The organism is Dactylosporangium sp. CS-047395, from assembly GCF_050942185.1.
In the GTDB taxonomy this organism is placed as follows: Bacteria; Actinomycetota; Actinomycetes; order Mycobacteriales; family Micromonosporaceae; genus Dactylosporangium.
In genome coordinates this window covers 8,037,971-8,060,746 of record NZ_CP192015.1, presented here as the reverse complement: position 1 = coordinate 8,060,746, position 22,776 = coordinate 8,037,971, and the positions used below count along the sequence as shown (strand labels likewise).

Annotated in this window: 14 protein-coding genes and 1 pseudogene; 7 read left to right on the top strand and 8 right to left on the bottom strand. The window is 71.2% G+C overall.

Going from position 1 to position 22,776, the window contains the following annotated elements:
- Positions 1 to 22: 22 nt before the first annotated feature.
- Entirely contained in the window at positions 23 to 5,548 is a 5,526-nt protein-coding gene (locus ACQP00_RS37900; protein WP_433205481.1) for a GH92 family glycosyl hydrolase, read from the bottom strand.
- Between the two features lie 191 nt (positions 5,549 to 5,739).
- On the opposite strand from ACQP00_RS37900, the gene ACQP00_RS37895 reads away from it, so the two are divergent.
- From ACQP00_RS37895 to ACQP00_RS37875, 5 genes and pseudogenes are all read left to right on the top strand, one after another.
- Entirely contained in the window at positions 5,740 to 6,714 is a 975-nt protein-coding gene (locus ACQP00_RS37895; protein ID WP_433224136.1) for a LacI family DNA-binding transcriptional regulator, read from the top strand.
- 9 nt (positions 6,715 to 6,723) lie between these two features.
- Positions 6,724 to 7,305, top strand: a complete 582-nt coding sequence (locus ACQP00_RS37890; RefSeq protein WP_433205478.1) for a hypothetical protein — start codon at positions 6,724 to 6,726, stop codon at positions 7,303 to 7,305.
- Positions 7,306 to 7,405: 100 nt separating this feature from the next.
- Positions 7,406 to 9,430: a TOPRIM nucleotidyl transferase/hydrolase domain-containing protein gene (locus ACQP00_RS37885; protein ID WP_433205475.1), complete on the top strand. Its 2,025-nt coding sequence runs from the start codon at positions 7,406 to 7,408 to the stop codon at positions 9,428 to 9,430.
- Between the two features lie 64 nt (positions 9,431 to 9,494).
- Positions 9,495 to 9,621: pseudogene (locus tag ACQP00_RS37880) on the top strand (transposase); the annotation flags it as partial.
- Positions 9,605 to 9,736: a hypothetical protein gene (locus ACQP00_RS37875; protein ID WP_433224373.1), complete on the top strand. Its 132-nt coding sequence runs from the start codon at positions 9,605 to 9,607 to the stop codon at positions 9,734 to 9,736. The pseudogene ACQP00_RS37880 and the gene ACQP00_RS37875, both read left to right, overlap by 17 nt.
- Here ACQP00_RS37875 and ACQP00_RS37870 read toward each other — a convergent pair.
- The 7 genes from ACQP00_RS37870 to ACQP00_RS37840 form a co-directional block, all read right to left on the bottom strand.
- Positions 9,720 to 9,914, bottom strand: a complete 195-nt coding sequence (locus ACQP00_RS37870) for a hypothetical protein (protein ID WP_433224372.1) — start codon at positions 9,912 to 9,914, stop codon at positions 9,720 to 9,722. The genes ACQP00_RS37875 and ACQP00_RS37870 overlap by 17 nt on opposite strands.
- A gap of 217 nt (positions 9,915 to 10,131) precedes the next feature.
- Positions 10,132 to 10,749, bottom strand: coding sequence for a hypothetical protein (locus ACQP00_RS37865; RefSeq protein ID WP_433205472.1), 618 nt, complete (start codon positions 10,747 to 10,749; stop codon positions 10,132 to 10,134).
- Complete coding sequence (locus ACQP00_RS37860; protein WP_433205469.1) at positions 10,746 to 11,486, bottom strand: hypothetical protein; 741 nt, start codon at positions 11,484 to 11,486, stop codon at positions 10,746 to 10,748. Before ACQP00_RS37860 ends, ACQP00_RS37865 begins: the two co-directional genes overlap by 4 nt.
- On the bottom strand, positions 11,483 to 12,322 hold the full coding sequence (locus ACQP00_RS37855) for an ABC transporter ATP-binding protein (protein ID WP_433205466.1): 840 nt from the start codon (positions 12,320 to 12,322) through the stop codon (positions 11,483 to 11,485). The genes ACQP00_RS37860 and ACQP00_RS37855 overlap by 4 nt, the downstream gene beginning before the upstream one ends.
- On the bottom strand, positions 12,319 to 13,113 hold the full coding sequence (locus ACQP00_RS37850) for a hypothetical protein (protein ID WP_433205463.1): 795 nt from the start codon (positions 13,111 to 13,113) through the stop codon (positions 12,319 to 12,321). Before ACQP00_RS37850 ends, ACQP00_RS37855 begins: the two co-directional genes overlap by 4 nt.
- Positions 13,114 to 13,126: 13 nt before the next feature.
- Entirely contained in the window at positions 13,127 to 13,654 is a 528-nt protein-coding gene (locus ACQP00_RS37845; protein WP_433205460.1) for an RNA polymerase sigma factor, read from the bottom strand.
- Between the two features lie 72 nt (positions 13,655 to 13,726).
- Entirely contained in the window at positions 13,727 to 15,574 is a 1,848-nt protein-coding gene (locus ACQP00_RS37840; RefSeq protein ID WP_433205457.1) for a M14 family zinc carboxypeptidase, read from the bottom strand.
- 121 nt (positions 15,575 to 15,695) lie between these two features.
- Here ACQP00_RS37840 and ACQP00_RS37835 point away from each other — a divergent pair, with 121 nt between their 5' ends.
- Together ACQP00_RS37835 and ACQP00_RS37830 are read left to right on the top strand one after the other, a co-directional pair.
- Positions 15,696 to 16,847: a hypothetical protein gene (locus tag ACQP00_RS37835; RefSeq protein WP_433205454.1), complete on the top strand. Its 1,152-nt coding sequence runs from the start codon at positions 15,696 to 15,698 to the stop codon at positions 16,845 to 16,847.
- 232 nt (positions 16,848 to 17,079) lie between these two features.
- The gene (locus ACQP00_RS37830) at positions 17,080 to 22,695 is read left to right on the top strand and encodes a carboxypeptidase regulatory-like domain-containing protein (RefSeq protein ID WP_433205451.1); all 5,616 of its coding nucleotides are present in this window, start codon (positions 17,080 to 17,082) and stop codon (positions 22,693 to 22,695) included.
- Positions 22,696 to 22,776: the final 81 nt, after the last annotated feature.

Sequence of the window (22,776 nt, the reverse complement as noted above, 5' to 3'; positions counted from 1 at the left end):
GCGGCTTCGCACTACTCGCGGGTCAGTAGGTGACCGTGAAGGGCACCTCGACCCGGATCTTCGAGTCGGCGCCGGCCAGCTGGATGCTGGTGGCGCTGCCGGCCACGGCGTTGCCCGGGACGCTGAAGGAAGCGGCCGGGACGATGCCGTCGGCGTTGGCGTGGACGGTCAGCGCGGCGAGGCCGTCGCCGAAGGTGATCGTGACCGTTTCGTTCCGCGCGAAGCCGGAGGCGTCGAGGGTCAGCGCCGTGCCGCGCGGGCCCTCGGTGGCCGACAGGGTGATCTGCGGCTGCGGGCCCATCGCCACGGGTGGGGCGCTGAGCTCGATGGTGGCCGTCGCCGGGGCCTGGGACGTGGCGCCCTCGGCGGTCACCGCGTACAGGCCGGGCGGTGCGGGCGCGGCCAGGGACGTGTGCACGGCGCCGGCCGCGGTGGCCTTGACCGTGGCGTCGCTGCCGGCCAGCTGGACGCGCACCTGCTCGCCGGCGTTGAAGCCGGTGCCGTCCACGGCGATCGTGGAACCGGTGCGCGTCGCCGAGATCGTGGGCTGCTTGCCGCCGCCCCCGACCGTGACGGTGAAGGTCGATGTGATGCTGGACCGCGTGTCCCACGCCGTCACGTGAACAACGAACGAGCCCTTCACCGTGTACGTGTGCTGGGCGCTGATCGCACCGCCGGCGCCAACCGAAGCGTCCTGAGGAGCCGACCCGTCACCCCACTGGACGCGGGCGTGGTAGCCGCCGACGCCGCCGGTGACGGTGCCGAGCGCGGCCGTGAACGACGCGCCGGTGGTGGCCGTCTGGTTGGCGGGGGCCGTGGTCGCCAGCGCCGGCGGCGGGGTGCCGTCGTCGGCGATGGCGAACACGTGGATCCGGCCCGCGGAGCCGGGGTCGCCGGACTGCGTGGGCAGGGTCACCGAGACGAGCGTCTTGCCCGCCGGGATCTGGTACGGCGCCGTGGCGAACAGGAACGGCTGCGCCCCGTCGCGGGCGGTGCCGAGCAGGCGGTACGCGTTCTTCGCGACCACGATGTTGCCGTAGGACGGCGTGCCGTTGGGGTTGCCGCCCAGGGTCCAGTCGCTGAACTGGATCGGGAGGCTCGCCGTGCTGCCGTCGCTGAACGTCGCCGTGCCGGTCGTGTTCTGGTTGCCCTGGGTGCCGGCGCCGATGAAGGAGATGCTGGTGGCGTCGGCGGGCAGGTCGAGCGCGATCGTCCTGCCGTTGCCGGTGGCGTTGTCCGGCTGTCCCGCGGGCGTGGCCGGGAACGCGAAGTGCAGCGCCGTGCCGGGCACCGCCCCCAGCGAGCCGGGGTTGAGCGCGGCCCGGGAGTACGCCCAGTTCTTCGCGTCGCAGTTGGCCGCGAGCACGCCCTCGTCGCCGATGCAGACGGAGTCGAAGGCGGCCGTGAGCCCGTTCGGCGGCGCGAAGCCGACGTCGACGCCGACCGTCGCCGAGTCCTGGCTGCTGCCGTCGGTCACGGTGACCGACGCCTGGTGGTAGCCGGGCTGGGCGTAGGTGTGCGAGCCGGAGACGCTGTACACGGCCCGCGAGCTCAGCGCGACGGTGCCGGTGGTCGCCGGGGTGCCGTCACCCCAGTCCACGGTCGCCTGGTACGCGGTCGCGGTGCCACCGGTGACCGTGGCCAGGGGTACCGAAACCGCCACCCCGTTCGTCGCGGGCACCGCGGCCGCCGGGGTCACCGTGACGTCGCCGCCGCCGAGTGCGACGTCGCCGCCGCGCAGCAGTTCGATCTCGGCCAGGTTGGTCTGCGCCGCGCCGACGGTCCTGGTGACGACCAGCCGGAACTGCGTGTACTTCCCCGGATTCCTGATCTGGAACGGCCGGGTCTGGTTGCGCCAGGTGAACGTCTCGTCCTTGCGGGAGTCGACGGTGCTCCAGCTGACCCCGTCCCGGGAGCCCTGCAGCTTCCAGTCGGACGGGTCGCCGGCGTTCGCGCCCGAGGTGATCGTGTACCACGTCGGCTTCTGCTTGCCGCCCCGGAACGCCCAGCTGATCTGCGGCGTCCCGGTCGCGAACGTCATCTGCGTGGCGGACGTGTCGTCGAACAGCTTCGCCGCGTCCTGGCCGCCGGTCGCGGTCGCGGTGCCGAGGCCCGGGCCGGTGGTGTCCTGCAGCGGCTGCGGCGCGTCGTCGCCCTTGGTCAGCGACGGCGGGGCGTCGTTCTTGCCCGTACCCCAGGAGGAAGGCTTGTTGCCCATGTCGAAGTCGATCGTCCCGCCCCGCGCGAGGACGGACGAGTCGATCGAGACGTCCTTGAGCTTCTTGCCGTTGACCTTGACGCCCTGGACGTAGACGTTCCTCGTGCTGTTGTTCGGGGCGTTGACCACGATGTCGCCGCTCTTGCGGTGCACCGTCATCTTCGTGAACTGCGGCGAGCCGATGGCCCAGTTGGGCGAGCCGGCCTGCAGCGGGTAGAGGCCGAGCGAGCTGAGCACGTACCACGACGAGAGCTCGCCGTTGTCCTCGTCGCCCAGGTAGCCCTGGCCGATCTCGCTGCCGACGTAGAGCCGCTGCAGGATCTCCCGCACGATCGCCTGCGTCTTCGCGGGAGCGCCGGCGTAGTCGTACATGTAGGGGATGTGGTGCGAGGGCTGGTTGCTCATCCCGAGCTGGCCCAGGCGCACGGCCCGCGCCTCCAGCATCTCGTGGATGGTGCCGCCGTAGCCACCGGGGTGGTCGGCCTTCTCGGGGGTGGCGAAGAACTCGTCGAGCTTGCGGAGCAGGCCGTCCTGCCCGCCGTACAAGTTGGCCAGTCCTTGCCCGTCCTGTTGCGCCGTGAAGGCGAAGTTCCAGCCGTCGGTCTCGGTGTAGACGCCGCCCCAGTCCAGCGGGTTGCCGTTGAGGAAGTTGCCGGCGGCGTCGCGCCCCTGGAAGAACTTGCTGCTGGGGTCGAACAGGTTGACGTAGTTGCGGGCGCGCTGGAGGAAGTACTCGGACTCCTCCTTGAGCCGGTCCCGGTCGGCCTTGGGCGTGGCCGGGTCCTTGGCCAGGGCGGCGGCCATGTTGCCGATGCCGTAGTCGTTGATGTACCCCTCGAGCGCCCACGACACCGACTCGCCGGTCGACGTCGGCGTGTAGCCGAGGAACTGCGAGGTCTGGATGCCCTTGCGACCCACGCCGCTCTGGCCGGACACGACCGTCGCGTCGCGGACCGCCGCGTTGTACGCGCTCATCGGGTCGGGCAGCTTGACCCCGTTGAGGTACGCCTCGGCGAGGGCCACGTCGGCGCTGGTGCCGGTCATCAGGTCGGCGTAGCCGGGCGAGGACCAGCGGGCGATCCAGCCGCCGTCGCGGTACTGCTGCACGAACCCGTCGGCGATGCGCGCCGCGACGTCCGGGTACAGCAGCGTGTAGGCGGGCCACACGGTGCGGTACGTGTCCCAGAAGCCGTTGTTGACGTAGATGAGCCCGTCGACGAGCTTCGCGCCGGTGTTGGTCGCGGTCGACGTGCCGGTCGGCGCCGAGACCGGGCTGGCGTACTGCCAGTGCGGCGCGGCGGCGGTGCCGGTGTTCTCCGACTGCGAGTTCGGGTAGAGGTTGAGGCGGTACAGGTTGGAGTACAGCGTCACCAGCTGCGTCTCGCTCGCGCCCTTGACCTCGACCCGGCCGAGCCGGTCCTGCCACGCCGCGGTCGCCGCCGCGTGGATCTGCTCGAAGCTGCGGCCGGTCACCTCGAGGTCGAGGTTCTTGCGGGCCTGGTCGAGCGAGATGAACGAGGTCGCGATCTGCAGCGTCACCGTGGACCCGGCCGAGGTGTCGAACGTCGCCGACGAGGCCGCGGTGGCCGACGGGGCGCGGTCGAAGGTGCCGGCCACGAACATCCGGCTGCGCCCGACCGACAGGCCGCTGCCGTTGTCGACCCAGCCGGTGTACGTCCCGTCCGTGCCGATGGTGAACGTGCCGTTGTAGAACACCAGGCTGCCGGTGGCCTGCCCGGCCGGGAAGGTGAACCGCATGGCGCCGCCGTGGTCGGTCGGCGAGAGCTGTGCGGTGATCCCGTTGCCGGTCTTCACCTGGTAGAAGTCCGGGTGCGCGATCTCGTCGGCGTGGCTGAACGACAGGGCCCGGCTGCTCGGCGCGCCGGTGAGGGTGCCGCCGGCCGCGACCGGCATGACCGACATCTGGTTGCGGTCACCCATCCACGGGCTCGGCTCGTGCGAGATCGCGAGGCCCTGCAGCGTCGGCAGGTTCGCGCCGTTGTTGGCCCGCTGGTACTCGTACTCCCACGAGTCCGACGTCGCGTTCGTGACGGGCGTGAAGAAGTTGAAGCCGTTCGGTACCGCGGAAATCGGCAGGTTGTTGCCGCGCGAGAACGACCCGGAGGCGTTGGTGCCGCGCCGCGTGTCGACGAAGTTGGTGAGGCTGGCACCGTCGATCGCGGCGGGCGTGCCGGTCACCGTGACGTCGTCGATCCAGCCCTGGAACCGGGTCGCGGCGCTCGCCTGCGGGTCGTCGTACGCGAGCAGGATCCGGTCGATCGTCTTACCGTTCGCGACCGCGCCGACCTCGGACTGCACCGCGTTCCACTGGTCGGCGTAGAGCACCTTGGAGGCACCCTGGCCGGCCGCGGTCAGCGCGTAGCCGTGCTGGTCCAGCGGCGAGCGCGCGCTCAGGTACGAGCCGTCGGTGAAGTGCAGGTCGATCGCGGCGTACGTGGACGGGTACTGCGCGTCCTGCCCGGTGTACTCCGGGAAGATCCTGTAGGACAGCCGCGTCTTCGGCCCGACCGGGATGTTCACGTCGAACAGCTTGTTCGTCGCGAACGAGCGCCCGTCGGCCTCGGCCCCGCCCGAATACCGCAGCGACGCCAGGCCCGTGAAGCCGGCGTTCGGTTTCATGTTGTACCCGCTGACGGGCCCCGCCCCGGCCACGCTGACCATCGGCGTGGCGGGCGGCCGGGTGTCCGTGCCGTCGCTGATGTCCCAGTCGGCCAGCTGGATCAGCGAGTCACCGGAGTTCGCGGTGACGTCGAGCCGGTACCAGCTGTACGCGGTGGTGTTCGTGAAGCTGTAGGTGTTGGTCGCGAACCGGCCGCTGAACGTCTGGCCGGTGCGCCGGTCCAGGTCGGTCCACTGGCTGCCGTCGTTGGACCCCTGCAGCGTGAAATCCTTGGGGTCGCGGCCGGGCGCGTCGCCGCCGGAGGTCAGCGCGTACTTGACCACGGCCGCCGGCGCCTTGAGCTGGTAGGCGGCCCAGCCGGTGGGGTTGAAGGCGAGCCACTTGGTGGACGGGTTGCCGTCGGCCAGGCGGGCCGCGACCTCGTTGGGCGGGTTCTCGGCGCTGGCCGTGATCGCGGCGACCTGGGCGAGCAGGCTGCCGGGCAGGCCGTTCGGGCTCGACCCGGACAGGTTGCCCTGGATCGGCCGGCCGTTCCGGTCGACCTCGACGGTGGTCGCGGCCGGCTGGGGGTCGGTGGACTCGAAGGAGGAGACGAAGTCGCCGGGCGGTGCGGCGGCGCTCGCCGGTGCGGCGGCGACGAGCAGGCCGATGGGCAGCAGCAGCGCGACTGCCCCGGCTAGCTTTCTCATGGTGTTCACTCCACGGGTGATCACGGGCGCAGGGGACGCCCGGTGGCGAGCGTCAGCCTGTCCCGACCTGACAACGTTGTCAAGATCCATGGGTTTGATCAGCGATTTCTGTCAACGTTGTCAAAGCTCACCGCCGTACCGCTATCGTCTGTCGCGTGACAAGCGAGTCGGGCCGCACCCGGCGTCCCACCATGGCGGACGTGGCCGCGAGGGCCGGCGTGAGCCTGAAGACCGTGTCGCGAGTCGTGAACGACGCCCCGTACGTGCAGCCCGAACTCGCCGAACGGGTCCTCGCCGCCGTCGCCGAGCTGGGCTTCCGCCGCAACCACCTGGCCAGCTCCCTGCGCTCCGGCCAGGCCACGGCCACCATCGGCCTGCTGATCGAGGAGATCGCCAACCCGTTCTACGCCACCATCGCCGGCACCGCCGCCGAAATCGCGAGGCAGCGCGACACGATGCTGATCATCGCCAGCTCGGAGGAGGACCCGGCCCGCGAGCAGCAGCTCCTGCGCGACCTGTGCGCCCGGCGGGTCGACGGCCTGCTGGTCGTCCCGGCCGGCCACGACCACTCGTTCCTGCGCGCCGAGGTCGAGCTGGGCACCCCGGTGGTCTTCCTGGACCGCCCGCCCGGCAACCTGCGCGCCGACACCGTCCTGCTGGACAACCGCGGCGGCGCCCGCGACGGCGTCCGCCGCCTCGTCGCCGCCGGCCACCGCCGCATCGCCGTCCTGCTCGACTCCATCGGCGTCTACACCATGCGCGAACGCCTCGACGGCGCGCAGGATGCCCTGGTCGAGGCGGGCGCCCCGTACGACGAGACCCTGGTCCGCGACGGCGTCCGCGACCCGGCCGAGGCCGGCCGGGTGGTCGCGGCCCTGCTGGACCAGCCGGACCCGCCGACGGCGTTCTTCAGCCTCAACAACCGCATCACCCTGGGCGTCATCGAAGAACTCCACCACCGCGACAGCGACGCGGCCCTGCTGGCCTTCGACGATTTCGAACTGGCCCGCCTGGTGCCGTACCCGCTGACGGTAATCGCCTACGACAGCCGGGCCCTGGCCCGCACCGCGACCGAACTGCTGTTCCGCCGCATCGACGGGGACCGCTCCTGGCCGCACACCGTGGTCCTGCCCACCGAATTGGTCTCGCGAGGCCTGCGCAGGTAGCTTCTCCCCGTGTTGGTCAAGCCCCGCCGTCTGTGGATCGTTCTTGCCGCATGCTCGGCCGTCGCCGCCTGCTCCAGTCCCCACCAGGAAGAGCCGGTGCCCACGGCGAAGCCCTCGTCGACGCTGGTGACGGTGGCGCCGAGCGACGGCTTCTTCCTGCCGGGCGGCGGCGGGGACGGGCTGCCGGTGACGCTTGACGAGTGGGTCACGCGGCTTCCGCAGCCTGTCACGCTGTCGCCCACCGGGCATGGCGAGGTCCGGCTCGGGACGGTCCTGGCGGTGGTGGACGCCCAGCAGAACTTTTCGATCGAGTGCCAGCTGCGGGGCGACAACGGGGGTGCGCTTTCGCAGGGTTCGCTGGACTTTCTGAAGGGCTGCGTGACGGCCGCGATCCCGGCTGGGGACGCCGCTGCCGCACCGACCGCCGCGTGGTTGCGTGGGTATCTGGTGCCGGTGGCCGAGCGCAGGCCTACGGTGGCTTGGGAGTGTCCGAAGATGCAGGTCCGCGTGATTCTGGACCACAGTACGGCCGACGTCGAGATCAAGCCGGGCGCGCTGAAGCCGGGGGCCTGCCAGCAGATCGACCAGTGACCGCGCCAGGCGTCCTTTCATATACTCGCCTCGGACTCACGTCCTGTCGATCGCGGTGTGGCAATCCGACCCACGCTACGACGGCTGGTTTGCTGAGCCCATGCGCATCTCCTCGATCGGCGCGGTCGAACTGCTGTCGTTCTCCGAGCTTGACCTTGATGTTCCGGAAACCTTGTCAGTCATCGTCGGCCCCAACGGCAGCGGAAAGACGAATCTCGGGCGCGTCGCACGGCTGGCTGTGGCGGCGGTGGGTGCGGTGGCCTTCCAAGACTCCCTGGACCTCAACGAGGAGTGGTCCCTGGCAGGTCGATTCGGCAGCACAAGGTTCGAGGCGCGACTGGGACTGATCTTCGACCGGCGCGAGGAACTCGACGTTCTCGAGGACTGGGCACGTGCCGCCTACCTTTCAACGTTCCAGCTTCAGACCACGAAGATGCTGGCCGAACTCGACGATCTATTGCCGGACAACCTGCGGGCGCGCGACATCCTGGCGCGCGGGCAATTGGTCGTCCGGCACGACGAACGGCGTAGCGATCCGTGGCTGGTGTACTGGGAGACCAGCGAGCCGGCCGCCCATCTCGGCTTACGCCTGGGCAACACGCTCGCGCCGGGCCCGATCCCCGAATCCCCGGGCTGGGCATCATCGCGGTCGAGGCCGCAGGAGATCCTGCGGGACGCCGACGGCAAGCCCGTCCCTGACCTCGCTGCCCCAACCTTCCAATCCGGCTGGCAGAAGGCGTACAGCCAGGCATTCTCGTCGTTCGTGTTCGCAGATCTGCTCAAGACCGAATCCCCGGTGGAGGTGGTGGCGCGCCGGACCAACAACGAGCCCGAGTTGCCAGCATTGCGCCGGTTGATGGACCGGTTTCCCACTCTCGGTACGGCAACCGGCTCACATCTCACCTTCGCCCAGGTCCTCGACCGCCTGCTATCGGAGGCTCTGCTTGTCACGGACAACCGGAGGATGCCGGTCAGAGAATTCGTCGACCCCGCGGAGATCAACGCTCGGCCGCGAATGGACGACGGGAGCGGTCTAGCCGTCGAGTTGCTGCGTCTCAAGATGGGCGACGCTGCCGACCGGGATCGTTTTCGCGCCGCGCAGGAGGTGTTCGGGGAGGTCACTGGCCGGCGGCTCGAGGTGCGACAGGAAGGCGTCGGGACAGACCGACAGCAGCTGCGCGTCACACCTGTTGTCGTCGAGACCGACGTCGCAACGGGCCGAAAGGCGGACCTTCCGCTGCGCCTGGCCGGTGCGGGTGTAGAGGAGAGCGCGTGGTTGTCGATACTTTTGACCGGCGACTACGACACGGTCATCCTCGATGAGCCAGCAACCAACGTCAGCGCCATCGCTCAGCGACGCTTGCTGCGGGCTCTACAGGCCCACCGCCGGAACCGGCAGACAGTCATGATCACCCACAGCGCGGATCTTGTTCCGGTTCACGACGTCACCGATCTCGCCGTCGTCACCCGCCTGGTCCGTCGGGGAGGCACGACGAAGATCCACCGGCCACAGTTCGCGCAACGCGAGTTCGAGGACATGAAGGAGCTGCTGCGGCAGTCACACCTGCGGATGCTCCTGTTCGCTGCCGGCGTCGTCCTCGTGGAGGGACCGACCGAGGTCGACGCCTTGGAGACCTGGCTGGCCGGCACCGACAGCCCGGAACTGCCCTCACCCGAGTCGTCCTATGTGGCCTTCGTCAGCGTGGGCGGAGACGAGCGATTCCCCAAATACGCGAAGCTGATGGAGGCCCTGGACATCCCTTACGCGATTGTCGCCGACGGTCCTGCATTCGCGCCGGGCCGAGCCCTCTCCAAACTGCCACGGCCGGCGGTCGGCGCCGGCGATCCGGACAGCGAGACCTTCGACCAGGCCGTGGCAAGGTGGCAAGTACACCGGGTTCGCACGCTCGCGACCGAGTTCGGCGTCGATGATCGCAAGGGTCGTGGCGAGATCGAGGCGTTTTTCGAGACCGTCGACTCGGCCGTCTGGTCGTCGTTGCATCAGGAACCATCGCGGAAGGACAAGGCACTGCTCGGCTATCGGTTCGCCAGCCGCACACCCACCCCGCCAGAGGTTCGTGAACTGTGGCGGTTGCTTCGAGACGACCTCGGCCTCACCGACTAGAGCGTGTCCTGCCGATCATGTAGGTGGTGATCGGTGACGATGTGTTGGCGGTCGTCGTGACGGGTTGACGGATGTGTCGTGGGGCGGTGATCGCACCGTTGGTACCGGAGGCTGGAGAGCGTTCGGGGAGGTGGCGGGATCACCGTCAGGTGATCGATGGGACGTTGTGGAAGGATGGCGTTGCGTCGCCGCGGTATCCGCCACACCATCCCGGAGAGCACCAACCAGGTCGCCCGCTACGCGCAGCGGGCCAGCCTCCACCGCGCCACCCTGGTTCTCATCGCCGCCGTCATGCGGCTTCCATGATTGGCGGACACGCCCCAGGCGCCACGCTGGCCGCGCCCTCCTGGATGAGCTTCTTCAGCTTGCCGCCATCGCCGTCGTGCGCGAACACCTTGAGCGTGACCTCGCGGCCGTCGTCGGCGGCCATGTTCATCGTCCAGCCGATGTCCGACCACTTCGCATCCTGTTTGGTGCCCTGCATGATGCCGGGCCAGGGCCGTCCGGTATGCCCACGCCGCCCGCGCATCCCGCACAAGCGGGTCGGGCCCGTCGCCGTTCAGCGGCAGTGGTGGGCGGCTTCGCCTTGTCAATGCCTGCACCCGGACAAGGTGTTACATTCGCCAACGTGCACAGCCGGGCGCGACGTACATCCAACGCCTTGAAGCTGACGCCGAGCTCAGAGCCAACGACGCGACCACCTACACCCGAGCGGTCAGCCGCCGGCGGGCGGCCGGGTCGCGCAGGCCGGCCACCAGCACGCACGCGGCGCCGGCCAGCAGGCAGGACCACCGCAGGTGTGCGTCGGTCCACTGTGGACCCGGCCCTACCAGCATCGGCGCCTTCGCCGACAGTGAGGCCGCCAGCAGCAGTGCCGCCAGCAAGGCCGGCGAGGTGGCGAGCCCCGGCTGGTCGACGCCGAACCGCCGCCCCCACACCGCGACCGCCCACCCCAGCACCAGCCCGGCCCCGAGCTCCACGCTGACCCCGAAGCCGACCGAGGACGGCCCGAGGTACACGAGCATCAGACTCCACAGTGGAGCGACGACGGCCACGGCGAGGGCGACGCGGAGCAGGAGCCGGCGGGCCAGGCCGTACGGGCTCGCCTGCAACGTCACCGCCGCGCCGTCGTCGAGGACGTAGCCGCTGCCCAGGGCCAGCAGCAGCCCCAGAAGCCGCAGGTCGCCCAGCGGGTCCGGCGTACCGTCGCGGCGCACCACCAGCAGGATCAGCACCGTCACCACCGCCGGCACGAACGGGGCCAGCCGCGCGCCGCGCACCAGATGGCCGCGGCGCGCCAGCTCCCACGCCACCCTCATAGCAGCTGCAGCCAGCCGACGACGAGCGTCACCACGAGCACCGGGCCGCCGACGCGGACGAGCTGGGTCCGCCGGTGCCGGTACGCGGCCGCCACGCAGGCGCAGGTGCACAGGCCGAGCAGGTACACCGCGTGCAGCCACGGTGTGCCCGGGGACGGGTGGCTGCCCTCCGGCGGCTCGGCCGTCGTCCACCACATCCACCACAGGCCGGCGTCGAAGCGGCCGAACACCACCAGCGCGCCGATCGTCGCGGCGACGAAGACGATCAGGACGCCGCCGGTGAACGGGAGCCAGCGGGCGCCGAGGACGCCCAGCAGGCCCGCGCCGGTCAGGACGAGCGGGAACTGGGCCAGCTCGCCCAGGCCGTACAAGTGAAGGTTGTAAATGGCGTCGACGATGCCCATGGCGGCGGTCACGAGGATGCCGGCCGCCAGCAGGGGCAGGGCGACGCCCAGCGCCATCGCCCACGTGCGGGCCGGGTCGGGGGTCGGGGTGGCCTCCAGGGTCGCTTCGGCGTGGCCGCGGCGGGCGCCGCCGGCGACGAGGTTGGCGGCGAAGAGGACGAAGATGGGGCCGAAGAAGGCGATCGCGGTGAACAGTGTGCCGACCCAGTAGGCGGCGTTGCGGCCGGCGGTGGCGCTGTCCAGGGCCGAGGTGACGGCCACGACGACGGGGATCGGCCACAGGGCGGGGTGGCGGGCGAAGCGGCGGGCCTCGGCGAGGATGAGGGTTCTCATGACTGGGCCATCAGCAGGAGGTAGGCGTCCTCGAGGGTCGGCGGGACGAGGTCCGCGTCCGGTGGGGGGTCGCCGATGTTGCGGTACGCGCCCTCGCCGGTGCGCCAGGCGGCCAGCGCGGCGGGGGAGCGGGCCGGGTCCGTCCACACGCGACCGGCGGCCTGGGCGGTGAGCTCGGCGGGGGTACCGGTGAATCTCGCGCGGCCCTGGTGGATCACGGCGATCCGGGTGCACAGGGCGGCGACGTCCTCGGTCTGGTGGGTGGACAGCACGACGGTGCGGCCCTCGCCGGCCTGCGAGATCATCTCGCGGAAGCGGAGGCGCTGCTCGGGGTCGAGGCCGACCGTCGGCTCGTCGAGGACCAGCAGTTCCGGGTCGCCGAGCAGGGCCTGGGCCAGGCCGACGCGCCGGCGCATGCCGCCGGAGAGGGCGCGGATGCGTTTGCCGCTCACGGCGGTGAGGCCGGTCAGGTCGATGACCCGGCGGACCTCGTCGTGCCGCGGGCGGCGGTCGGTCATCTCCTTGAGGATCGCCACGTAGTCGATGAACTCGAAGACCGTGAAGCCGCGGTGGAAGCCGGCGTCCTGCGGGAGGTAGCCGAGGCGGCGGCGGATGCGGGTACGGTCGTCGGGCCTGGCCGGGTCGCGGTCGAGCAGCGTCACCGTGCCCCGGTCCGGCGCGAGGACGGTCGCGATGATGCGCAGCAGCGTCGTCTTGCCCGCCCCGTTCGGCCCCAGCAGCCCGGTCACACCCGGGCCGGCCTCGAGGTCCACCCCGTCCAGCGCCGTGGTGCGCCCGAAGGACCTGGTGGCACCGTGCACCCTGACGGCGATCATGCGTTGCTCTCCATTCGTCCAGTGCTCAGCCAGATCCCGCCCGCCACCGCCAGCGCGAGCCAGCCGGCCTGGGCGGGGACGCCGAAGGCCAGCTCGATGCGGCCGGCGACGGTGATCGGGGCGGTCAGCAGGCCCCAGCCCGCGGCCACGACGGCGACCGCGGTGACCGGCGCCAGGTGCCGGGTCAGCGCCAGCGCGGCGCCGACCAGCCCGGCGGTCGGCAGCAGCCACGCGACGGCGGCCCAGGTGGTGCCCGGCAGCGCGAGCCCGGCGGCGGCCACGATCGGCACCGTGACCGCGAGGACCGCGGCGGTGCGGATCAGCAGGAGCCGCAGCCCCGAGTACGGTGCGGCCAGGCCGATCTCGCGGGTCGGGTCGAGGCCGCCGGCGAACGCGAAGCCGACCCCGGCGAGCGGCCCGAGCGGCGCCGCCACCAGGAACATCGCCAGGAGCCGGGGGTCGGCCTGGGCCGCCCACGCCGACAGCGCGAGCACCCCGGCCACCGCCAGCAGCCACGGCCCGCGCAGCGTCGGGGTCGCGGCCACCAGGCGCGCGGTGGCCTCCCCGACGCCGAGCCGGACCAGCAGCCGCTCGACCCAGCCCCGCCTCGGCGCGTCGACCCGATCGGCCACCTCGGCCCAGATCGCCTCCGCCCGCCGTGGGTCGACGTGCGCCGCGAGGGCGGTCCGGCACCCGGCGCAGCGCATCAGGTGCGCCTCGGCGGACGCGGCCGGCCCGGCTCCCTGCGCGTACCGGCGGATCTCCTGCGGGTCCAGGTGCCACTCGCTCATCGCGGCCTCCCCGTCATGTCAGCCGCTCCCGCAACTGGGCGCGGGCGCGCATCATCCGTGTCTTGACCGTGCCGGGCGGGATGCCCAGCAGCCGGGCCGCCTCCCGGGTGGTGAGGCCGTCCAGGACGGTCGCCTGGACCACGGCCCGCAGCTCGGGGGAGAGGCCGGCCAGGGCCGCGCCGAGGTCGCCGTACTGCACGCCGAGCAGCACGTGCTCCTCGGCCGACGTCTCCACGCCGGGGAACTCGATGAGCGCATCGGCGGGTGGCCGGCCGCGCCGCAGCGCGTCGACGAGTCGCCGGATGCCGATGCCCCAGATCCACGCGGCCGGCTCGCCGCGGCGGTCCCACCGCCCGGCCGAGCGCCACACGGCCACGAACGTGTCCTGGGCGACCTCGTCGACGAGCTCGGGCGACGAGCACCGCCGCCCGAGGCGCAGCAGCAGCCAGGGCAGGTGCCGCCGGTACAGCTCGGCGAACGCCTCCCGGTCGCCGCCCGCGATCGCGGCGAGCAGCTCGGGGTCGGTTCGCGCGTCTTCCACACCCTGATAGTCGTACCGAGGGGCCGGAACGGTTCACGGAGGGCCCTCGCGACGAGGGCCCTCCGCTTCCGTTCAGCTCTGCCGGATGGTGACGTTGTCGACGCCGGCCTCGACGAGACTGGCGGTCGAGGCGTCCGCGGCCTCGATGAGGATCTGGACGGTCTGCCCCGCGTACGCGGTCAGGTTGACGCTGCCGGTGGACCAGGCCGCGTCGCGGTCGGTGGCGGCGCCGGCCGCGGTGAACAGCACGGTGGTACCGCTGCCGGTCACCACGCTGACCCGGAAGAAGTCGGCCGACGTGGCGTTGTTGCCGTGCCCGAGATACCAGGAGTACCCGAGGGTCAGCGTCCCGCTCGCCGGCAGCGCGATGCTCGGCGAGCGGATGCTCGTCGTGCCGCCGTCGATGTCGTTGGCGCCGGCGCTGGAACCGGCCAGGCGGGCCGTCACCAGGTCGTTGGAGCCGCTGACGGTGGTGCCGAGCTGCTTCGGGCCGCTCGAGTCGGTCGCCTCGGGATCGCCGCGCTCCCAGGCGCCGCTGGTGGCGGTGTCCGTACCGCTGGGATTGGTGACCCAGCCGCGGCTGGTCTCGAAGTCGTCGGACCAGACGACGGTGCCGGAGCTCGTGCCGCAGTACTGGGCGTCCTTGCCGATGACGCGGAACGGGCAGTCGGCGTACTCGGCGATCTGCAGGCTCGCCTCGCGGTTGAGGGAGGTCTGCGCGGCGATCACCTCGTCCGGCGGGTAGAAGCCGCCGCCGCTGCTGCCGGACGGGTACATCTCGAACGTGTAGGACCACACGCCCTGGTTCGCCCACAGCCAGTCGTCGATCGAACCGTCGGTGATGTACAGGTCGCTGGCCTGCTCGGGCGTGTAGCCGTTGGTGCCCGCCATCTGCACGCCGAGGGTGCGGAAGGTGGCCTCCTGGTCGGCGTCCAGGCCGGGCGCGGTGTTGGCGGTGGTGTACCCGAACGGCCAGAGCACGAGCTTGCCGTACGTGTGGAAGTCGATGTGCGTCTTGATCTGCTGCACGCCGCCGACCCGCCGGCCCAGCACGAAGTCGCGCACCCGCTGGGTCTCCGGCGCCGAGAACGCCGACGGCCCGCGATAGGTCTCCGAGCTGGTGGTGCCGGAAGAGCCACCGCAACAGCCCCAGTTGTACCCCCAGTTCCGATTGAGGTCGGTGCCGATGTTGCTGCTGCCGGCGTTCGGCTGGCGGTTCTTGCGCCAGGAGCGGTACGCCCCGGTGGCGATGTCGTACTCCCCGCCGTCCGGGTTCATGTCCGGCACGATCCAGAGCTCGCGCGAGTTGACCACGTCGGTGATCCGCGCGTCTGTGCCGTAGTTGTCGGTGAGCTGCTTGATCAGGTACAGCGCCATCTCGACGGTCAGGTGCTCGCGGGCGTGCTGGTGGGCCGTGTACAGGACCTCGGGCTCGTTCTCGTCGGTCGCCACGTTGTCCGAGATCTTGATCACCGGGATGTCCCGGCCCTCGTACGAGGTGCCCAGGCTGGACTTGCGCAGGATCGCCGGGTGGTCGGTCACGGCCTGGTTGAGCTCGGCGGTCATCTCCGCGTAGTTGTGGTACGCCGAGTCGGCCGACGGGAAGTCCTGGACGGTGGCGGGCCCGCCGGGAGTGGCGGGCCGCAGGGCCTTGGTGACGGTGAAGCCCTGCCGGCGCAGCTGGGCGACCTCGGACGGGGTCGCGCTGATGTCGGCGACGCCGTGTTCGATGCCGTCGATCGCCGCTCCGCTGGCGGCGATCCGGTTGCGCTGCTCGAGGGTGGTGACCGCGTCGACCAGGTACGGCGAGGCGGTCTCGGCGGTGTCGGCGGCCGCGGGGCCGGCCGCGGCGACGTTCAGGGCGCCGCCCACCAGGACGAGGGACAGCAGAGCGCAGAGCCTCCGGGTTCGGCTCATCAAGCCTCCTTGGGTGTGGAGGTGCACGAGCATCCAGAGGACCATCGAGTCCTGCGTCACGGCAACGGTCGAATCAACATATGTCTTTTTGCATCAATGCACAGAGATGCTAGGTTTCGCGACCATGCGCCCTCGTCGCCCGCTCACCACCGTCATCGGCGGCCTGCTGCTCGTCCTCTCGCTGCTCGTCTGCGGCGTCGGCGGCGGCGTGCTGCTCGGCCCGGTCTCGCGCACGGGCCAGGACATCGACCTCGCCTCCGAGATCGGCGACAAGGGCTACTCGATCATCGACATGAGCGAGGGCGACGACTACTGGATCTACCAGCCGGTCGAGGAGACCTGGGCCGACTCCATCGACTGCGACAACGCCGACGACGAGGACATGACCTGGAAGGTCCGCCGCGCCGCCCGCCCGGCGACCGCCCCGGAGAAGATCACCCACTTCGACGCCCGCGGCGGCGGCGTCTCCGGCGACTTCGACTTCACCTACTACGGCACCCTGCACGGCGACCGCACCGAGGCCTTCCTGTCGATCGAGTGCACCCCCACCTCGTTCCTGGTCGTCCCGAGCCGCGCGCCGCTGTACTACCTGGGCGCCGTGGCCGCCACCGGCATCACGATCGCGCTGGCCGGCCTCGTCGTCCTGGTGGTCGGCCTGATCCGCCGCCGCCGCGCCCCGTCGCCCGTCGCCGTCGCGCCAACGCCCTTTCCGGTACCCCCGGCGCCGGTGCCGGTGCCGGCCGGCGGCCCGTCCCGCCGGCTGTACTGGTTCGTGCTCCCGCCGGTCGTCGTGGCCGTGCTGATCTGCTGCGTCGGCGCCATCGCGGGCGGCGCGCTGGGCTTCTACAGCACCTTCGACCCGCCCGACATCGGCACCCGGAACAAGGGCCTGGTCAGCCGGGTCATGAACACCAGCACCGAGTACGCCCTGTACGCCGACGAGACGGGCCACATCCCCGCCCGCGGCAACTGTGCGATCCGCGAGCAGGAGTCGCCCAAACTCGCCTACTGGCGCACCAGCCGCCCGTTCGGCGACGCGGAAACGGTGACGTACAACGGCATCACGTACCGCTACGTCGGCACCGTCCGCGTCGACGACATCTTCATCGCCATCGTCGACTGCGACGACGACTCGTCCCTGCTGCTGCGCCCGAGCCGCCGCTCCTGGCCGCTGGTGTGGGGCGCCGTCGGCGTGGCCACCCTGGTCCTGACCGCCGGCGCGGTGACGGGCCTGACCGTCGCCATCCGCCGCCGGGCCGCCGCGCCCACCCCCTGAGCCGCGGCCGCGCCCGCCCGGGGCCGGCCGGACCCCGCTCATCGGAGGTCCGGCCTGCTCGCCGGCGGTTGCGGGTGCTCGCATCGCCGGGCGGCGATCGGCCTGGAAGCCGAAAAAGATCGTGAGATGTGAATATTTGCAGGCCACGATATAGATCTTGACGGCGTGCCATCGATCCATCGATACTTCGGCGCATCGCCGCTATGGCGAGCGTCCAATTACGGGGGTCGCGATGCTGCGCGTCAGCCTGCCCAAAAACTTCTCACGGCGGCCGCGTCCCGCGCCCCGCCTGGCCTTGTCCGCGGTCGCCGTGCTGCTCGCCACCGGGCTCGCCCCGGCCGGCCCGGCGGACGCGGCGCCGGCGCCGGTGACGGCGGCGGAGACCTACACCGCGGCCTCGGCCGCCGCGGCTCGCAGCGGCAAGCCGGTCGAGGTGCTCGCCGAGCGGACCGAGATCTCCGAGGTGTACGCGGTGCCGAACGGCACGTTCCAGTACACCGGCCACAGCACCCCACAGCGTGTGCACCGGGCGGACGGCGGCTGGACGGCGCTCGACACGACCCTGCGGGTCAACGCCGACGGCACGGTATCGCCGGGCGCGACGATGAACGGGCTGCGCTTCTCCGGCGGTGGCACCGGCCCCCTGGCGACGATGACCGTCGACGGCCGCGCGATGACCCTGACGTGGCCGCAACCGCTCCCGGCGCCGACCCTGTCCGGCAACATCGCCACGTACGCGGAGCTGCTGCCCGGCGTGGACCTGCAACTGGTTGCCGAGGCGGACCGGTTCACCCACGTCTTCGTGATCAAGAACGCCACGGCGGCGAAGAACCCGGCACTCAAGCGGCTGAAGCTGCGGACGTCGTTCGGTGGACTGAAGGTCGCCCGGGACTCCGGTGGCGCGCTCGCCGCACGGGACGACGCCGGGCATACCGTCTTCGCCGGCGCCGCGCCGACGATGTGGGACTCGCGCGGGCACCGCAACCCCGGCATCGACGCCCGGGAGGCCCAGGTCGGCACCGAGCTCACCGGCGCCGACCTCACCCTGGTACCCGACCAGGCCATGCTGGGCGACTCCGGCACCACCTACCCGGTCTTCGTCGATCCACAGTGGACGGGGTACAGCTCGAAGAACTCGACCGGCTGGCCACACTGGACCGTCCTGCGCAAGTCCTTCGGCGACCAGCACAACTACGACAAGACCTCGGGCCTGGGCACGAACGATGCGACCTCCGGCGTGATCCGCTCCGGCTACAGCAGCTCCAGCGGAACCGTGTACACCGATCGCTCGTTGTTCCAGCTCAACATCTACTCCGTGCTGTACACCCACATCAACACTGCCACCTTCCGGATCAACCACGCGTGGTCCGGTGCGGGCTGCACCGGCGGCGCGGGGTACTTCACCGACCTCTACGCGGTCGCGCCGTTCAACGCGAACACGTCGTGGAACAACTACAACCCCAACGGCAGCATGACCAACTGGCACCGCTGGCTGGACCACAACGACTCGGTGCACCGCTACGGCGACAGCTGCGGCCCGGCGAACGTCGATTTCAACGTCACCGCGCAGGTCGTCGACAGCGCCGCGGTCGGCGACGCGTACCTCTGGCTCGGCCTCAAGGGCGCCGGCGAGAACAACGAGAAGTACTGGCGCCGCTACCAGCCCGACGCCGACGTCATCGTCAACTTCAACCGGGCGCCCAACCGACCCGCCGACGGGCTGTCGGACGCCAAGCCGTGCGTGACCGGGTCCGGTGCGCCCTGGGTGACGACGACCAGCCCGTTCCTCACCGCCGTGCAGTCCGACACGGACACCGGCCAGCCCCTGACCACGACGTTCTACATCCGCCAGCAGGGACAGGGACGCATCGACGACGCCGCGCACCGGGTGGCCGCCACCTCGACCTCCAACGGCGTGCGCGTGTCGGCCGTGCCACCGACCGGCCTGCTGCAGGACGGCGGCGCGTACACCTGGGACGCGACCACCAACGATCAGATCGACAACGGCCAGACGTCGGCCTCCTGTGACTTCTTCGTCGACGCTTCGCCGCCCAACAACCCCACGGCGACCACCGCGGCGACGTACAACAACACCACGCCGACCGGCGGACCCGGCATCCCCGACACGTTCACCTTCCATCCACCGGGCACCAAGGCGACTGAGGTCGTCGGGTACGCCTACTCGCTCGACGGCGGCACCATTCCCGCCTCGGGCGTCCAGGTCGACGGGGTCAACGCCGATACCACGGCCACCGTGTCGATCGCGCCGACGCACGACGGCGCGACGACACTGCGGGTCTGGACCAAGGACCGCGCCGGGCGGTACTCGGCGCAGTCCGCCGACTACCCGTTCTTGGTCAAACCCGGCGGCATCGCCGCTGGTTACACCTTCGAGGGCGCCGCGCCGGGCACCGACACCACGGGCCACGCCAACGCCCTGACCCTGTCCGGCGGCACCGGCGCGATCGCCGCCGGGCGCTCGGATTCCACCGCCCCCGGCGGCAACAAGGCGCTGACGCTGTCCGGCAGCACCTACGCCGAGACCGCCGGCACCGTGACGACCAGCGCCAACGGCGCCACCGTCGCGGTGCGGACCGACGGCAACCTCACAATCTCGGCCTGGGTCCGCGTCACTGCGGCCGGGACCGCCGATCAGACCGTGGTCGCGCTCAACGGCACGAACACGGCGTCGGTCCTCATCGGCTACAAGGGCGCCGCCACGCCCGCGGCCGGACGCTGGATGTTCCAGATGGCCGAGACGGACGTTGCGAGCCCGGCGCTGGTCACCGCGGTCTCCGACGCCGCGCCGGTGGCCGGCCAGTGGACGCACCTGACGGGCACGTACACGGTCACGGGCAAACAGCTCAAGTTGTACGTCAACGGCGTGGCCCAGGCGACGACCGCGACGTTGACCACGGGCTTCAACGCGGCCGGCCGGCTCAGCGTCGGCGCTCAGCAGTGGAACGGCGCGGCCCACGGCCGGGCGTTCACCGGCGCGGTCGACGACGTCCGGGTCGACAACACCGTCGTCGACGCCACCACCATCATGAGTCTGGCCCGGCCTCTCCCGGCCAAGGCGACGCTGCTCACGGCCACGCCGATCGCGGCCGGCACCGGTGTCCAGGTCCGCTTCGACGGTGGCGATGCCAACGTGGGCAGCTTCCGGTACAGCCTCGACAGCCTCCTGATCAGCCAGACCGGGGCGGCGTCCGGCGGGCAGTTCACGGCCACCTTCGCGAACGCGGCGGCCGGAACGCACACCGTGCGGGTCAAGGCGGTCGCCGCGGCCGGCTCCTATCCGACCAACGCGAGCGACACCGTGACCCTCACGTTCACCGTCATCGCCGGGGCCCGCGTCACCGGCGTCGTGCGGGGCGTGGACGGCAACCCGGTCTCCGGGGCGACCGTCAGCCTGCAGCCCGGCGGCCAATCGGCCACCACGGCAGCGGACGGCAGCTACACACTCACTCCGTCGGCGGCCGGCCACTACACGCTCGCGGCGGTCTCGGGCAGCCATTGCGGTGCGAGTGCGAGCACCGATCTCGACATCGCCGGTGCGGTGACGGCGAACCTGGCGCTGCGCCTCAACGTCATCGACGCGTACGGGTACAGCTGCAACGGCCGCGGGTCCGGCGCCTACGCACCGGCCTCGACGCTGCTCGGGCTCTCCGGCGACAACGCCGTCATCCCGGTCGCGCTGCCGTTCGCTCTGCCCTACTACGGCAAGAGCATCACCTCGCTGTGGGTCGACACCAACGGCGTGGCCTTCACCGAGAATCCGGGCGGCTCGCGGCCGGAGAACGCGGCCCTGCCCAGTCGCTCCGGCGGCAGCGGCGCGATCGCGCCGTTCTGGGCCGACCTGCAGGTCGACGCCGCGGCCGGGGTGTACACCGTGACCGCCGGCAGCGCGCCCAACCGCACCTTCACCGTTGAGTGGCGCAATGTGGCCCTCGCCGCGGACAGCGGGCAACGACTGTCCGCTGAAGCGATCCTGTCCGAGAACGGGGACATCGCGTTCCGCTACGCCGACCTCGACAGCCCGGCCGAGTCCGGCGGTGTCGCCGTCGTCGGCATCGCCGCGGCCCACGGGCAGGCGGGCATCGGCTACTCGGCCGACGAGGCGGCCCTCGCCTCGGGCCAGTCGATCGCCTTCGGCTACCCGGCCGTCGCGGCGCCGCTGCCCGGCGTGAGCGTTTCCGGCACGGTAACCGTCGCCGGGAACCCGGTCGGGCGCACCACCGTGCAGCTCGACCCGCTGGGCCTGACGACGACGACCGACGCCGCCGGGCACTACCGGTTCGACGCCCTGCCGGTCGGCAGCTACCACCTGACGGCGCAGCTGTGCCTGTCGGCCGCCTCGGCGGACGTCGCGGTCAGCGGCGACACGACGCAGGACTTCGTGTTGAGCTCGGGGGTCGACAGCTTCGGGTACACGTGCACGGTGCAGTCGGCACCCTTCGTGCCCGCCGACGACACGGTGCTCGCGCTCACCGGCGACGACGCCGCCCAGCCGGTGGACCTGCCCTTCGCGATGCCCTTCTACGGCCAGGCGCCGACGTCGCTGTGGGTCTCCACCAACGGTCTCATCACCCTGGACAACCCGAACCTGGTCCAGGAATACCCGGTGAACGAGTCGTACCCGATCCCGTCGCCGAACGGCCCGAGCGGTGTCATCGCACCGTTCTGGGACGACCTCGAGATCGACGCATCGTCGAGCGTCCGGACGGCGACGGTCGGCACGGCGCCGAATCGGCGGTTCGTCGTCGAGTGGCGGAACGCCACGATGTGGTCGGACCATTCGGCCCGGCTGACCGCCGAGGCGATTCTCGGCGAGGACGGCTCGATCTCCTTCGGCTACCAGGGCCTGGACACCGCGCTCGAGCGGGGTGCGGAGGCGACGGTCGGGATCGCGGACGCGACCGGCAGCACCGGCAGCGTCGTGTCGTTCCTGCAGGCCGGCCTGGCTGAGGGCGAGTCGCCGTCGTTCACCTATCCGCGGGATGTTCCGCTGCCGACCGGCACGATCTCGGGCTCGGTCACGGTGGCCGGCTCCGCACCGGCCGGCGGCGTGGTGGTGCTGCTCGACGGGCCCAACCTCGGTGACGGGATCTCCACCGTCACCGACGGGCTCGGGCGGTACCACTTCGACAACCTCTTCCCGGGCAGTTACACCGCACTGGCCCGCTACTGCGGGCAGTCCGGCACGGCCTCGCCGGTGCTGGCGAACGGGGAGACCGCGACCGTGCCCCTCGCCCTCTCGGCCGCGCCCGCTGCATCCGGAAGCTACACATGCACGGAGGCACCGGCCGCCTTCGTGCCCGGTGACACCGACACCGGCATTACCGGCGATGACGTCTTCGGCCGGATCAGCACGCCGTTCCCGATCACCCTGTACGGGCAGAGCAGCAGTGCCATATCGGTCGACACCGACGGCGCGATCTTCCTGGCGGACATCTCCGGCTACCACTCCGGCTACGGCGTGCGGATGCCCGACGTCGCCGCCCCGAACGGCGGCATCATCGCGCCGTTCTGGGACGACCTGATCGTCGACGAGCAGTCGAGCGTGCTGACCAGGACGATCGGGGCAGCACCGAGCCGCCGGTTCGTCGTGGAGTGGCACAACGTGATCTTCTGGGAGAACCGCACCGCACGGGTCAGCATCGAGGTCGTCTTCGACGAGTCCGGGGCGATCACGTTCAATTACGCCGGCCTGGAGGGGATCCGCGAGAGCGGCTCCATGGCCGACGTCGGCCTGGAGAGCGTCGCCGCCGACCAGGGGTTCGACTTCGCCTGGCATGTCCCGGTGCTGCGCAGCGGCCGGGCCGTCACCTTCACACCGGTGCCCTGACGCATCCGACCCGACGTCTGCCCATCCCCTTCACTCCGGGACGGAGATCCCCCATGCGCGTGTGGTCCCGCGTTGCCAGCC

Coding starts and splice junctions, on each gene's coding strand:
- ACQP00_RS37850 (WP_433205463.1), bottom strand. CDS start 13,113: ATGAGCGAGTGGCACCTGGACCCGCAGGAGATCCGCCGGTACGCGCAG.
- ACQP00_RS37900 (WP_433205481.1), bottom strand. CDS start 5,548: ATGAGAAAGCTAGCCGGGGCAGTCGCGCTGCTGCTGCCCATCGGCCTG.
- ACQP00_RS37855 (WP_433205466.1), bottom strand. CDS start 12,322: ATGATCGCCGTCAGGGTGCACGGTGCCACCAGGTCCTTCGGGCGCACC.
- ACQP00_RS37870 (WP_433224372.1), bottom strand. CDS start 9,914: ATGCAGGGCACCAAACAGGATGCGAAGTGGTCGGACATCGGCTGGACG.
- ACQP00_RS37885 (WP_433205475.1), top strand. CDS start 7,406: ATGCGCATCTCCTCGATCGGCGCGGTCGAACTGCTGTCGTTCTCCGAG.
- ACQP00_RS37835 (WP_433205454.1), top strand. CDS start 15,696: ATGCGCCCTCGTCGCCCGCTCACCACCGTCATCGGCGGCCTGCTGCTC.
- ACQP00_RS37865 (WP_433205472.1), bottom strand. CDS start 10,749: ATGAGGGTGGCGTGGGAGCTGGCGCGCCGCGGCCATCTGGTGCGCGGC.
- ACQP00_RS37860 (WP_433205469.1), bottom strand. CDS start 11,486: ATGAGAACCCTCATCCTCGCCGAGGCCCGCCGCTTCGCCCGCCACCCC.
- ACQP00_RS37895 (WP_433224136.1), top strand. CDS start 5,740: ATGGCGGACGTGGCCGCGAGGGCCGGCGTGAGCCTGAAGACCGTGTCG.
- ACQP00_RS37875 (WP_433224373.1), top strand. CDS start 9,605: ATGGCGTTGCGTCGCCGCGGTATCCGCCACACCATCCCGGAGAGCACC.
- ACQP00_RS37830 (WP_433205451.1), top strand. CDS start 17,080: ATGCTGCGCGTCAGCCTGCCCAAAAACTTCTCACGGCGGCCGCGTCCC.